This is a genomic window from Achromobacter sp. 46006 (assembly GCF_059761975.1).
Genome location: NZ_JCBANN010000020.1, coordinates 33,326 through 46,681 on the forward strand (window position 1 = coordinate 33,326; position 13,356 = coordinate 46,681).

General features: G+C 68.2%; 13 protein-coding genes. 4 read left to right on the forward strand and 9 right to left on the reverse strand.

Annotated elements, in window-relative coordinates; genetic code table 11:
* Positions 1-63: 63 nt before the first annotated feature.
* On the forward strand, positions 64-948 hold the full coding sequence (locus AC6LKG_RS12365; protein ID WP_498164753.1) for a LysR family transcriptional regulator: 885 nt from the start codon (positions 64-66) through the stop codon (positions 946-948).
* Positions 949-1,023: 75 nt separating this feature from the next.
* Here the strand turns inward: AC6LKG_RS12365 and AC6LKG_RS12370 are convergent, their stop codons facing one another.
* On the reverse strand, positions 1,024-2,199 hold the full coding sequence (locus AC6LKG_RS12370; RefSeq protein ID WP_498164755.1) for a TGL-type protein-glutamine gamma-glutamyltransferase: 1,176 nt from the start codon (positions 2,197-2,199) through the stop codon (positions 1,024-1,026).
* A gap of 172 nt (positions 2,200-2,371) precedes the next feature.
* On the reverse strand, positions 2,372-3,364 hold the full coding sequence (locus tag AC6LKG_RS12375; RefSeq protein ID WP_498164757.1) for a LysR family transcriptional regulator: 993 nt from the start codon (positions 3,362-3,364) through the stop codon (positions 2,372-2,374).
* A gap of 139 nt (positions 3,365-3,503) precedes the next feature.
* On the opposite strand from AC6LKG_RS12375, the gene AC6LKG_RS12380 reads away from it, so the two are divergent.
* Entirely contained in the window at positions 3,504-3,902 is a 399-nt protein-coding gene (locus AC6LKG_RS12380; RefSeq protein WP_498164758.1) for a RidA family protein, read from the forward strand.
* Between the two features lie 99 nt (positions 3,903-4,001).
* On the opposite strand, the gene AC6LKG_RS12385 is transcribed toward AC6LKG_RS12380, so the two are convergent.
* Both AC6LKG_RS12385 and AC6LKG_RS12390 read right to left on the reverse strand, forming a co-directional pair.
* On the reverse strand, positions 4,002-5,555 hold the full coding sequence (locus AC6LKG_RS12385; RefSeq protein ID WP_498164760.1) for a hypothetical protein: 1,554 nt from the start codon (positions 5,553-5,555) through the stop codon (positions 4,002-4,004).
* Between the two features lie 243 nt (positions 5,556-5,798).
* Complete coding sequence (locus AC6LKG_RS12390) at positions 5,799-6,365, reverse strand: hypothetical protein (protein ID WP_498164762.1); 567 nt, start codon at positions 6,363-6,365, stop codon at positions 5,799-5,801.
* A gap of 307 nt (positions 6,366-6,672) precedes the next feature.
* On the opposite strand from AC6LKG_RS12390, the gene AC6LKG_RS12395 reads away from it, so the two are divergent.
* Positions 6,673-7,506, forward strand: a complete 834-nt coding sequence (locus AC6LKG_RS12395) for a DUF4189 domain-containing protein (RefSeq protein ID WP_498164763.1) — start codon at positions 6,673-6,675, stop codon at positions 7,504-7,506.
* Between the two features lie 37 nt (positions 7,507-7,543).
* Here AC6LKG_RS12395 and AC6LKG_RS12400 read toward each other — a convergent pair whose 3' ends face one another.
* The 4 genes from AC6LKG_RS12400 to AC6LKG_RS12415 all read right to left on the reverse strand — a co-directional run bounded on the left by AC6LKG_RS12400 (position 7,544) and on the right by AC6LKG_RS12415 (position 11,378).
* Positions 7,544-8,470, reverse strand: a complete 927-nt coding sequence (locus AC6LKG_RS12400; protein ID WP_498164765.1) for a DMT family transporter — start codon at positions 8,468-8,470, stop codon at positions 7,544-7,546.
* Positions 8,471-8,548: 78 nt separating this feature from the next.
* Positions 8,549-8,926, reverse strand: a complete 378-nt coding sequence (locus AC6LKG_RS12405) for a DUF423 domain-containing protein (RefSeq protein ID WP_498164767.1) — start codon at positions 8,924-8,926, stop codon at positions 8,549-8,551.
* Between the two features lie 126 nt (positions 8,927-9,052).
* Positions 9,053-10,114 carry an alcohol dehydrogenase gene (locus AC6LKG_RS12410; protein WP_498164769.1) on the reverse strand — a complete coding sequence of 354 codons (1,062 nt, stop codon included), beginning with the start codon at positions 10,112-10,114 and terminating at the stop codon, positions 9,053-9,055.
* Between the two features lie 25 nt (positions 10,115-10,139).
* A complete protein-coding gene (locus AC6LKG_RS12415; RefSeq protein ID WP_498164771.1) occupies positions 10,140-11,378 on the reverse strand; it encodes an ABC transporter substrate-binding protein in 1,239 nt (412 codons plus the stop codon).
* A 185-nt stretch (positions 11,379-11,563) separates the two neighbouring features.
* Here AC6LKG_RS12415 and AC6LKG_RS12420 point away from each other — a divergent pair, with 185 nt between their 5' ends.
* Positions 11,564-12,304: an IclR family transcriptional regulator gene (locus AC6LKG_RS12420; RefSeq protein ID WP_498164773.1), complete on the forward strand. Its 741-nt coding sequence runs from the start codon at positions 11,564-11,566 to the stop codon at positions 12,302-12,304.
* A 7-nt stretch (positions 12,305-12,311) separates the two neighbouring features.
* Here AC6LKG_RS12420 and rocF read toward each other — a convergent pair whose 3' ends face one another.
* Positions 12,312-13,250 (reverse strand): arginase, encoded by a 939-nt coding sequence (gene rocF / locus AC6LKG_RS12425; protein WP_498164775.1) that lies wholly within the window; start codon positions 13,248-13,250, stop codon positions 12,312-12,314.
* Positions 13,251-13,356 lie beyond the last annotated feature (106 nt).

Below are 13,356 nucleotides of genomic sequence, written 5' to 3' on the forward strand. Positions count from 1 at the left end.
GTCCTGGCGCCAAGTCCAAGACTATATGGGTCTGCATTGATACCTCTAAGGTCTGAATAAATCATGGAACTCCGGCACCTGCGATATTTCCAGGCGGTGGCGCGCGAGGGCAGCTTCACCCGCGCCGCCGAGACCCTGCACATGGCCCAGCCGCCGCTCAGCCGCCAGATCCGCCATATGGAAGACGAGTTGGGCGTGGCGCTGTTCGAGCGCACCACCCGGGCCCTGCGCCTGACCGAAGCGGGACGCTTCCTGCTGGAACAGTCGCGGCTGCTGACGGCGCGCCTGGATGAAGTGCTGGAGGGCACCCGCCGCCTGGGCCAGGCGCGGCGGCGCTGGTTCGGCATCGGTTTCGTGCCGTCCACCCTGTACGGCTTCGTGCCCGAATTGATCCGGCAATTGCGCGGCGCGGATGAACAGGTCGAGGTCGGCCTGGCCGAGATGACCACGCTGCCGCAATTGGAGGCGCTCAAGGCCGGCCGCATCGACCTGGGCATCGGCCGCATCCTGCTGGACGATCCGGCGATCGAGCGCCGCGTGCTGATGACCGAACCGCTGATGGCGGCGGTGCCGCTGCACCATCCGCTGGCCGCCTGCGCCAGCGTCTCGGTCGACCGGCTGGCGCGGGAGCCTTTCCTGCTGTATCCGGCGCGGCCGCGGCCCAACTTCGCCGACCACGTGCTGGACCTGTTCCGCGCCGCCGGCCATGCGCCACAGGTGGCCCAGGAAGCCAACGAATTGCAGACCGCGATCGGCCTGGTGGCGGCCGGGCTGGGGGTGACGGTGGTGCCGGCCTCGGTGCAGCGATTGCAGCGGCGCGACGTGGCGCACGTGCGGATCGACGCCGAGGCCTTCGTCTCGCCGGTGATCGCCAGCTACCGCAAGGACGACGGCTCTCCCTTCCTGGCGCGGGCGCTGGCGCTGGCCGCGCAGTTGGCGACGGCGTGACAGGGCGCCCCTGCGCCTTGCCGTCGACCGCCCCATCGTTGCGCCAGGCGTCCAGGCCGGGACGCGCCGCAGCGCCTATGCGGCGCCGGACCCCACGGCGGCGGGAAAATCGGGCAGCGCGATGTCGCTGTGGCCGGTGCGGACCCAGCGTACCCGTTCGCGCGTGGCATCGATGCAGCCTCCTTCGGCGTAGACGCCCTGGGGATCGCGGATCCGCATCATGCGCGCCAGGACGCTGGCGCTGGCCGCGGGGTCGGCCAGCGTCTGCTGCATGCGTTCCTTGACGATGGTTTCGTCGATGTAGCGCTTGCCGGCGGCGTCGGTGCGCAGGCCGTGGCGCCAGTGGTAGATCTCGACGCACTTGGCGATCAGCGTGTAGGGCGCGCCGCGCTCCCAGAAATTGTTGAACAGGCCGCCGCCCAGGTAGAACACCCATGACCCCTCGTAGCCCTCGACATCCGAAGACGCGGCATCGGGGTTGCGGAACCAGAGCCGGTCGCCCGGCACGTAGAAGCGCTGCGGCAGCGGCGTCGCCAGCGTGCCGTATTCCCGCAGGAACGTGTCATGGAAGCTGCCGGACATGACCGCGCGCGTTTCCCATTGGCGTTGCAGCCGCTCGCCTAGCTCGGGATTGGCCTCGCGCAGCTCCTGGGCAATGCCCAGCACGGTGACGTATTCGGTGGCGCGATAGCACGAAAACGCATAGAGCTGGCCGGACGCCTCGGGTTGCGTGGCCTTGCGCAGGCCCTCGATCAGCGAGCGTCCCGGCAGGATCGTGAAACCGCGCGCCTCGTCATAGGTCCAGTAGCCCTCGGGGCGCTCGGCATGCTCGGTGTCGAAGGCCAGCGCGGTCTTGCTGGCCGCGCGCACGATGTAGCGGCGGATGCGCACGGCCGATTCCAGTTCCGCGACCGAGGGAAAGTCGAACGCGACCGGGCTGGCCAGCATCGCCAGCATGATTTCGCGATCGAGGTCGGCGTCGTCCGCGTCGGTGCGCAGGCTCAGCGCGCGCGCCACGCCGGTGGTGTCGTGGTCGGGCAGGTAGCTGGCGGAGAAACCGGGCGTGAGCGCGGCGTGGACCGAGGGCGTGGCCCCGCCAAAGGCTTCGCAATGGGCGGCGCTGCGCAAGTCCAGGTCGGCCAGGTAGCGCTGCGCGGCGTCCAGCGCCGCGGCGGCCCGGGCCGGGTCGGGGGGAGCGATGAGGATTCCGCCAGGGTCGGGGAGGTGCGGCGATTGCAGGGTAGACGGCATGGGATGCGAACCGGAAAGCGGCGGACCCGATCAGGATGGTTGCCAGGCGGGGCGCGTATGCTCCCGGCCGTAAGCGGACGGGGGGCAACGGCTTCCCTGCCGGGTCTGCGCGGGAGCAGGGAAATGCCGCGGAGGCGGGATCGATTGTAGGGGCGCGGCCTTAATATCCGCTTTAATTTTTCGCGCCCGGGGTGCGCCGCGTCCGGCCGCCGCCGGTCGCGGAAGGTCGGGCAGGGCCGCCGCCGGGGGGCGGCATGGCCACTGGCGCATGCCGCGCCATCAGCGCCACCACCCAGTCGATGAAGACCCGCAGCTTGGCGCTGACGTGGCGGTTGGGCGGGTAGGCGAGATACAGGGGCATGGCATCGAGCCGCCAGTCCTCGAACAACGGCACCAGTTCGCCGCGCGCCGCGTGCTCTCGCGCCATGTAGTCCGGCAGCCATAGCACCCCCATGCCGGCCAGCCCCGCGGCCAGATAGGCGTTGCCGTCATCCATTGCCACCACGTAGCGGCCGTGCACGTGCAGGTTTTCGTCGCCGCGCCGCATGGCGTAGGGCAGTGGCTTGCCGCTGCGCGACCAGAGAAAGCCGACGATGCGGTGGTGACTGTTCTCCAGTTCGCGCGGATGGGCGGGCGTGCCGGCGCCCTGCAGGTAGCCGGGCGCGGCGTAGACGCGCAGTTGCAGGTCGCCGACGCGGCGCGCCACCAGCGACTGGTCGGTCAGTTCGCCGCCGCGCACCACGCAATCGACGTTCTCGCCGATGACGTCGACGATGCGGTCGCTCACGCCCATGTCGAGCTGGATGTCGGGAAAGCGCGCGTGGAAGTCGGGCAGGGCGGGCACCAGGATCATGCGCGCCAGCGGGCTGGGCACATCGACCCGCAGCCGCCCGCGCGGTACGGCGGCGGCGCCGGACAGGCTGGTTTCGGCGTCGTCCATGTCGGCCAGCAGGCGCAGCACGCGTTCGTAATAGACCGCGCCGTCGGCGGTGACGTTGACCTTGCGCGTGGTGCGGTTGAGCAATCGCACCCGCAGGCGGGCCTCGAGCTGCTGCACCAACTGGGTGACGCTGGTCTTGCTCATGTGCAGGGTTTCGGCCGCCTTGGTGAAACTGCCGGTCTCCACCACGCGGGCGAAGGCCTGCATCGCATCGAAACGGTCCATCGCGCCGCTCCAGGAGTCATGGGATTGTTTGCATTCTACAAACAGTGTTGGACAGGCTCGCCCGTTTATCGCCGTCGCCCGCGTGCGTAAAGTGCCTGCATGATCAATGCGGGCCAGGGCCCGCCGCAGGAGTAGCAAGATGGCAACACGTGATGTGGTTTTCCCGGCCGGGCGCCAGGCGCTGTACGAGCGCAACCGCTATTCGCCGGCGATCCGTTCCAACGGTTTCCTGTTCGTCTCGGGCCAGGTGGGCAGCCGCGAAGATGGCTCGCCCGAGCCGCAACTGGAGGCCCAGGTGCGGCAGGCGTTCGACAACCTGAATGCGATCCTCGAGGCGGCCGGCGCCAGCTTCGGGGACGTGGTCGACGTGACCGTGTTCATGGTGGACCCGGCCGCGAAGTTCGAGGCCATCTGGAAGGTGGTGCCGGAGTACTGGGGCCAGGCGCCGCACCCGACGCTGACGGCGGTGGGCGTGACCTGGCTGTATGGCTTCGATTTCGAGATCAAGGTGATCGCGAAACTGCCGCAAGGCGCTTGATTGCAACCAGAACGACGGGGACTGCCGTGCGGTGAGGGGCGATCACGCATCGCCGCCTGCCGCCGGGCAGGCCCCGTCGGGGTTTGCCGTGGTGCCGGATCAGCCGCGCAGGCGCGCCACGGCTTGCGCCAGGTTTTCCTGCTTGCGGATCAGGGCGGCCTCGACCTGGTCGCGCGGCGTGGCGGTGTCTTGCAGCGGCGCCTTCAGGTCGGCGGCGCGCAGCAGGGTCATCAGGTCCTGGGTGCGCGTCTGGGTGGTGGGTGTGATGCTGCTCTGGTCGACCAGCTTGCCCTTGACGAACTTGCTCACCAGGGTCGACATCGTGCTGGATTCGGTGAACGAGGCCTTGGCCAGTTCGCCGTCTTCGTAGGCGATGTCGGTCTGGCTGCTGCTGGTGTCGCGGATCTGATGGAAGGCGTAGTTCTGCGTCTCGGGGTCAGCTGTCAGGTTCAACTGCTGGCCGGGCGTGAGCGCGCGATGGTAACTGGCCGCCAGGGACGATTGCTGTTGCTGCGAGATCGCCAGGTCCAGGCGCGGGCTGCCGCTGCTGCGGGTGTTCTGCGAGGTCTCGTACGAGAAACTGTCGAATTCGCGCGGCTGCAGCGGATTGGAGGCGACCGGCGTCTGGTTGATCGAGGCCGAGAAGTCGGCCAGGCCGGACAGCATCGTGCGATGCACGTCGGCGGGCAGGCCCAGCCGCGTGGTGGTCGTGCCTTGCGGCGCCCAGTCGCCATAGCTCTTGTGCAGGTCGGCAAAGCCCGACTTGAACAGGGCCATCAGGTTGGCGTCGCCTTCGCCGCGCTGCTGGGCGCTGTCGAAGCGCGACAGGTAGTTGGCGATGGCGGCCGATTGCTGCTGGGCGCTGCCGAACTGGCTGGAGTCGCTGGCGTCGACGCTGATCTGCGCGGAACCGGCCACCGTCTTGACGGTCAGCGAACGCTGGCCGGCATCGGCCTGGAAATCGAAGCTGACGCGGTCGGGGCCTTCGGCGCCCACCGTGGCTTGCAGCGAGACCGACGACAGCACGCTGCCGTCGAACCTGGCCAGTGCGCCCAGCGCCAGCTTGGGCGGCACGGCCGACAGGCCGTCGACGGCTTCCTGGAACGACTTGGACAGGCCGGCGATGGCGTTGCGTTCCTGTTCGGTGAGCCTGGCGTCGCCCACGTCGATCTGCACGCCCAGGCCTTTTTCGTTGCTTTCCAGCGTGATGGTGACCTTGGCGCCGCTGGCGGTGGTGACGCGCAGCGACACCGAGTTGTCGGCCTGCGCCGGGCCCTGGGCCGCGGCGACGCCGTCGATGGCAGTGCTGGCGCCGGCGCGCGGAATCGACAGCGAATAGTTGCCGCCATCGGCCTGCAGGCGCCCCAGCAGCGCGGCCGCCAGGCCCTTGAACTGACCGGTCAGCGACGAGGCGCGGATGTTGTCGGACATCAGCGACGACAGCGCGTCGGGTTCCTGCGCCTGTCCGGCGGCGTTGGCCGCGATCGTGTCGGGGGAGTAGGTCAGGACGTTGGCCGGCTGCCGGCCCAGCGTCACCGAGGTGGAGGCCGGGAGGTCGGGGCTGCGGTTGACGGTGGTGACGGGGGACACGCCTGTTGCCGGCGTCCGCGGGGCGATGACGAGCGGCGGCGTATAGGCGGAAATCGTGGTCATGTCTGCGTATTCCTGGCGGGCAATCACTGCCCATGAGGCTTGCCGGGGGAGTATCAGACCGGTAACGGCAGGCGCGGCCGGAAACTTAATCGCGCGCGCATTAATTTCGCCATCTTTCCAGAATATCGATGCGCCTTTTCGACAGTATTGGCGCATCGAAAAAACAATGTCGACAAACTTGCGCTGGCGCGCCGGAATAATCCTTGCGCGGCCCGGCGCGGTTTATGCGACCAGGTCCGCGCCTTATTTCACGACATAATTCTTCGCTTCGTTTTCGCCGGCCCATTTACGCAACGCGGCGATGAATTCCGGGCAGACGTTGCCATCGACCGTGGCGTCGACGATGACGCTGTCCTGCATGCGCATCAGCACCTTGCATTCATAGACCCGCGTGCGGTTCTGGTAGTAACCGGAGCTGCTCTGCTGGAATACCGGTGTCGCGGCGCCGCCGCGGGTGGCCGGGATCATGCCGACCACCTGCTGGCTGGTGCCGGTCGTCACCCATTCCTGATAAGGCGCCGCCTGGTAATCGGACCATTCCAATTCCAGGGTGTTGCCGACGGCGCGCTTCCTTGAGGGTTCGCCCAGCGCGGCAATGGCATCGTTGATCGAGCGGCCCTGCATGTTACGGGCCACATTGACGCTGGGAGAGAACGACAGGCCTTCCGAAAAGACCCGGCTCAGGGATGGCAGGGAAGAGCTGCCGCCAGTGGGCATCGGCGCGCAGCCGGCCAGGCCGGCCGCGGCGATCAGGCTGCTCGCCAGGCGCAACGGCAGACGGCGGAGGAAAGGGGGCGCGAGGAACGTCATGGCTTGCGGTCGGTGCTCCGTGGCGGCCAGGCGGGACGGCGGCGATCTTGATCCGGGCGCGCCAGGCGTTTTGTTTCTCTTCGTGACAGCGCAGGCCAACTTGGCTTGCGGCGGACGGATGATTGCAGATTGACAGCCTGCTTGCGTAAGGTCCGCCATTTTTACCGGAAAATGGGGCCGGCATCCTGCCGCCAACCGTGAAATTTGTTACGCAATATGCCTGGCCGATTCCCGGAAAGGGGACGGACCTGCCAGGCGCTTTGCTAAGATCGGTGCCGCTGAATTCCTCTCGATCTGGAACCCGACGATGATATTTGCCCGCTTTTCCCGCATGATCCGCGCGGCGCTCGGCGCGCTCGCATTGGTGTCGGGACTGTTCGCGCCGCAGGCACATGCCGACTCCCTGTTTGGCGGCATCGCGACGGACGGCAAACACGCCAGGATCTATTGGGCGCTGCCCGAGGACTCCTCCAAGGCGGCCGAAGCGGCCGCGCTGGCCGAGTGCCGCCGGGGCGGCGGCAAGGACTGCAAATCGCTGAGCTGGTTTTCGGACAGTTGCATGACCTATGCCCGCAATAGCGTCAATGACCTGTTCCCCGGCAACAGCGTATCGCCGGAAATGGCGGCCAAGAAGGCGATCCGCCGCTGCACCGCCGGCAGCCCCGACGGCAAATGCTGGCTGACCACCATGCCGCTGTGCGTCGGGCCAGGCTACAGCGCGCAGGACGCGCAGGCGGCAAGGACCGCTACGCCGGCCGAGCTGGAAGCGTTGTCCGCCAGGCTGAACGACCGCGAGTACTGGGGCGCCGTCGCCGAAATGGACTCGGGCGACCTGACGTATTCGGATGGCTACCCCAATGAAAAGGACGCCATCAACAAGTTGCTGGAATGGGAGGAATGCACCGGCTGCACCAAGGTCCTGACCTACCGCGACAGTTGCGTCGGCCTGGCCTGGCCCAAGGGCGTGAAAGGCCGCGGCACCAGCTACACCGCGCTCGATCCAGACCCGAAGACGGCGCGCGACGCGGCCCGCAACACCTGCAGCGCCAAGAGCGGCCGGCCCAATTGTGTGGCGATGGTGCGCTGCTCGGGCCGCCCCTACATCAGCGGTTATGCCGGCGAGGACGAAAAGGCCAATTGAGGGCGCGCCGGTCCGCACGAGGAACGCGTGGGCGCCCCTAGCGTTTCGCGTCAGCGCGGGGCGGTCGCGCGCGCCGATTGCCTGCGCGCGCCTCGCGCCATGCGATATAGGCGCCGCTGCCGGCGATGAATAGCGCGCCCAGGTAGGCATAGGCATCCGGCGCCTCGCGCCAGAAGATCCAGCCCAGCAGCGTGGCCCAGATCAGGCCGGTGTAGTCGAAGGGCGCCACCACCGAAGCCGGGGCGATGCGAAAGCCCTGGGTGATCAGCGCCAGTCCCAGCGTGCTGAACAGCGCGACCGCCGCGAAATAGGGCAGGTCGGCGACGGCCGGCGCCTGCCAGACCCAGGCCAGCGGCAGCGCGCTGCACACCAGTTGGCCGGCGACAATGTAGAAAGTGGTGGTCAGCATGCCTTCGCCGCGGCCGATGCCGCGCGCCGTGATCATCATGACGGCATACAGGAAGGCGGTGGCCAGCGGCAGCAGGGTGGCGGCCTGGAAGGCGTCGGTGCCGGGCCGCACAATGATCAGCACCCCGGCGAAGCCGGCCAGCACCGCCAGCCAGCGCCGGCCGTCGACACGCTCCTTCAGGATCAGCACGGACAACGCGGTAACGAACAAAGGCGCGGCGAAGGCGATGGCGGTGGCCTCGGCCAGCGGCAGCGCCTGCAATCCCAGGTAGAAGAAACAGGCCGACACCACGTTGATGGCGCCGCGCGTCAGGTGCAGGCCGGGGTGCGCGGTGCGCAATACGCGCCGTCCTCCCAGCCAGAGCGCCAGCGCGGTGACGAACGGCAGCGCGATCAGCGCGCGCAGGAACAGGATCTGCAGCGGGTTGTAGCGGGCGCCCAGCCATTTGGCGTTGGCATCGCTCAGCGTCAGGAAGAAGATACCGCCGGCGACACAGGCGATGCCCATGAAGACGGAATGGTCACGCGCGGCGGGCAAAACGGTAGAGGACGGCATCGGGGTTCAGCAGGAAAGGCGGCCGAGGCCGCCAGCAGGCAATGCGGGGGGGCGCCGGGCAATGGCCCGGCGAGGGGCTCAGCCCTGGGCGCGATAGGCCGCCAGTGCCACCATCGCCCAGGCGGCCAGGAAGGCCACGCCGCCCACCGGCGTGATGGCGCCCAGCCAGTGGGTGCCCGTCAGGGTCAGGACGTACAGACTACCTGAAAACAGGACGATGCCGATGAACATCACCAGGCCGGCGGCCGACAGTAGCGGCGAGCCGTAGCGCGCGCCGAGCAGCGCGATGATGAACAGGCCCAGGCCATGGATCAGATGGTACATGACGCCAGTCTGCCAGACCGACAGCAGCTCGGGCGTGACCAGCCGCTTGAGCCCATGCGCGCCGAAGGCCCCGGCGCCGACGGCGATCAACAGGTTGATGGCCGCGAGGATGGTGAGCTGGCGGTCGGTCATGCGGAGTCCTTTGCTGGAAGCGGGGCGGTTGCGCAGGTGACATGATAGGCCGATTCGCGAAGGCCGTCCCCGGACGGCTGTCCAGGCGAGAGTGCGGCCGCCGCCGGCCATGCCGCTTGCCCGGCGTCAATCCACCGTCAGGACCGCGCGGCCCAGCACCTTGCCGGCGCGCAACGACGCCAGCACGCTGTCGGCCTGCTCGAGCGCATAGCGGTGCACCGGCATCGGCGGCACTTTGCCGGTCCGCACCAGATCCATCAGTTCGCGCAGTTCGGCCAGGTTGCCGACGTAGCTCCCGATGATGGACATGGCCTTCATGGGAATCAAAGCGATCGGCCACGACGCGGCGCCGCCGAACAGGCCGACGATGATCAGCTTGCCGCCCTTGGTCAGGAAATCGAAGGCCAGGGCGGTGGTGGACGGCGCGCCGACCAGGTCGATGGCGGCCTGCAGCGGCTTGCCGCCGGCGGCCTGGATGATTTGCGCGGCGGCGTCGGGCGCGGCGCCGTCGATGGCGGCCAGGGCGCCGGCGTCCAGCGCGGCCTGGCGCTTGGCCGGGTCGATGTCCACCACGATGCCGCCCTTGCCGCCGAGCGCCTTGATCAGGGTCAGGCTCATCAGGCCCAGCCCGCCGGCGCCGAAGATGACCACCGGATGCTCGCGGTAAACCTCCTCGCCGATCTTCTTGAGCGCCGAATAGGTCGTCAGTCCGGAGCAGGCGTAGGGCGCGATGCGGGCCGGATCGAGGTCGCCGATGTCGATCAGGTAGCGCGGATGCGGCACCAGGATGTGGTCGGCATAGCCGCCGGCGCGGTGCACGCCCAGGCAGGCAGGCGCGGTGCAGTGGTTCTCCTGGCCCGCCAGGCAGGTCGGGCAGGCGCCGCAGCCGATCCACGGGTAGACCAGGTAGTTGCGGCCGGACTGCACGCCCTGTGCATCGGGGCCGGCCGCGACCACGCTGCCGACCGTTTCGTGGCCCATCGTCAAGGGCAGCGAGACCCCGCGCTCCTTGAGCGACAGGGTGCGACCCTGGCCCAGGTCGTAGCCGCCTTCCCATAAGTGGATATCGCTGTGGCACACGCCCGCGGCGCGCACCTTCAGCAGCACCTGCGAGCCCTGCGGCGTGGGCGTGGCCTGCTCCATCTGCTGCAGCGGTTCGCGGAAGTTGACGACGCAATAGCACTTCATGGGGTCTCTCCTCGGAAAAGCGGATTCATTTCTTGATCAACGGGCATTCGCTATCGGCCAGCGAAACGAACACCTTTTCGCCGGGCACCGTGGACAGGATGCGGTAGAAGTCGCCGGGATACTTGGATTCGGCGGGCTTTTTCACTTCCACCAGATACAGATCCATGATGACGCGCCCGTCTTCGGGGCGTATGCGGGCATTCTTGATCAGTTTGGTGGTGATGGGCAACTCGCGCATCTTCTGGTTGACGGCGGCGCCGTCGAAGGTGCCGGCGGCCTGCGCGGCCTGCAGGTAATGCGTGGTGGCGACGTAGCTCAGGGCCTGCACGATCGACGGCGGCCGGGTCACGCCCATTTTCTGCTGCCAGCGCCGGGTCCAGGCGCGGGTGTCGTCATCGGCGTCCCAATAGAAGCCGGTGGGAAAGGCCAGGCCCTGCGCCACCGGCAGGCCCATGGCCTGCACGTCGTTGATGAAGGTCAGGAAGGTCAGCAGGCGCTGCTTGCCGCCGGTCAACCCGAACTCCTGGGCCTGCTTGATCAGGTTCACCAGATCGCCGCCGGCGCTGGCCAGCCCCACCACATCGGCCTGCGAGGCCTGGGCCTGCAGCAGGAACGAGGCGAAGTCCATGGCGCCAAGCGGATGCCGCGTGCTGCCCAGCACCTTGCCGCCCGCGCCTTGCACGAAGCGGCTGGCGTTGGCTTCGAGCGATTTGCCGAACACGTAGTCGGTGGTGATGAAATACCAGGACTTGCCGCCGCCTTCGACCACGCTCCTGACCACGGCGTTGGCCAGGGCATAGGTATCGGGCGCCCATTGGGTGCTGAGGGGGCTGCACTGCTTGCCGCTGAAATCGCCGGCGAAGCCGCCGCTGATGAGCGCGGTGCCGCCTTTTTCACGCGCCACCCCCTGGGCCGCCAGGCCGGCCGAACTGGCGCCGCCGTCGACCACCGCCACCAGCGCCTGCGTATCGAACCAGCGCCGCACCAGGGCCGAGGCCACGTCGGCCTTGTTCTGGTTGTCGGCGCCGATCACCTCAACGGTCTTGCCGGCGACCTTGCCGCCGAAGTCCTCGACTGCCATGCGCACGGCCATTTCGGAGCCGAGCCCGCCCAGGTCGGAATAGATGCCCGAGCGGTCGTTGGACACGCCCAGGCGCACGATACCGGCATCGGAGGCAGGGGGCTGGGCCAGAACGGCCGGGGTATGCATGGCGCAGGCGGCCAGCGTGGCGGCCACGGCCGTCCACAGGGGAGTGATACGCATCGGTTTGTCTCCATGGCCCGTCGGGCGAGCCGAATATCGGTTTTCTTGGGTGACGCGAATGCTGGGCCGGAACGCCGGTTCTCCATCCGGCTGAAAATTTATTCTTATTGGTGAATAAAATTTCCTGTGCAAGAATTTATGTTCACCAATACGAAAAGTCAACGCCGTTTGCCGAGGCCGCCGCAATGGAAGTGAAACTGGTCGTCCGCACGCTGGAACTGATCGAGTTGTATGCGCAGGCTCGCCGGCCGCTGTCGCTCACCGAACTGGCCCAAGGGCTGGGCGCGCCCATGTCGAGTTGCCTGGCGCTGGTGCGCACCCTGGTGGGGCGCGGTTATCTGTACGAGGTGCGGCGGCGCGGCGGCTACTACCCGACGCCGCGGCTGCAGGCGCTGTGCGGATTGATCCAGGCGGGCGACCCGTGGCTGGAACGGGTGCGGCCGCTATTGCGCGCGCTGCGCGACCAGAGCGATGAAACCGTGATGCTGGGCAAGATCCAGGATGGGGGCGTGTTGTTCCTGGAGGTGGCCGAATCGGCCCAGCCGGTGCATTACGCGACCCGGCCGGGCGAACGCCGGCCGCTGCATACCAGCGCGGTGGCCAAGGCGATCCTGGCGCGCTTGGCGCCGGCCGAGCGCGAGGCGGTGCTGGCGGCGGTCGACTATCGCCGCTACACGGACCGCACCCTGGTCACGCGCGCGGCCTTGCTGGACGACGTGGCGCGGGTCGAGGCGCGCGGCTGGGCCGAGAACGCGGGCGAAAGCGTGGCGGACCTGACCGGCCTGGCGGTGGCGCTGGAGCGCGCCGGTGAATGGTACGCGCTGTGTCTGGCGGGTCCCACGCCGCGCGTGCTGGCGCGGCGCGAGCCGCATGTGCGCAGCCTGGCGGCAACGGCCGCGGCGATCCGCCAGCAAGACGAGGGCTGACCCGGTTTCAGGCGCCCCGGCGCACCAGCGTCGATTTGCCGAACAGGCTCTCGATCAGATCCACGGCCAGGTCGGCGGTCTTGTTGCGCACGTCGAAGGCCGGGTTCAGCTCCACGACATCGAGCGAGCGCATCAGGCCGGTGTCGGCGATCATTTCCATGCACAGTTGCGCTTCGCGGTAGGTCGGACCGCCCATCACGGTGGTGCCGACGCCCGGCGCGATCTCGGGGTCGAGGAAGTCGACGTCGAAGCTGACGTGCAGGTGGGTGTTCTGGTCCAGTCCGGCGAGGGCGGCTGCCATGGTCGCGCGCATGCCCATTTCATCCAGGTAGCGCATGTCGAAGACTTCCAGGCCGGCCTGGTGGACCAGGCGTTTTTCGCCCTCGTCGACGCTGCGGATGCCGATCTGGCGCACCCAGGAAGGGTCGATGTCGGGCGTCTGGCCCGACATCCCGACGATCGGCGCCGGGCCATGGCCGCACAGGCAGGCCACCGGCATGCCATGGATGTTGCCGGTGGGCGTGAGTGCGTTGGTGTTGAAATCGGTATGCGCGTCCAGCCACAACACGCGCAGCTTCTTGCCGGTGGCGCGGCAATGGCGCGCCACCGCGCTGATCGAGCCGATGCCCAGGCAATGATCGCCGCCCAGCAGGATCGGCAGCGAGCCCTGGGCCAGCGCGGCGTACATGGCGTCGTGAACGGCATGGTTCCAGGCGGCCACTTCGTCCAGGTGGCGGTAGCCGTCCACCGGCGGTTGCCACGGATTGGCCGGACCATAAAGGTTGCCATGGTCGATGACCGTGAACCCCTGGGCCTCGATGACCGGGCCGATACCCGCCACGCGCAGGGCTTCCGGACCCATCGAGGCGCCGCGCGCGCCCGCGCCGATATCCGTGGGCGCGCCGATCAAGGTGACATGGGTGGGCAGGGTGGCGGTATTTTGCAAGGTCGGCCTCCGTGATGCTGGATTGCAGTGCCGGGCTCGAGTGTAGCGCCCCGGCGCGGCGGGATCGCCATCACGCGACCAAGGACTTTGGCCGCGCTGGCGCCAG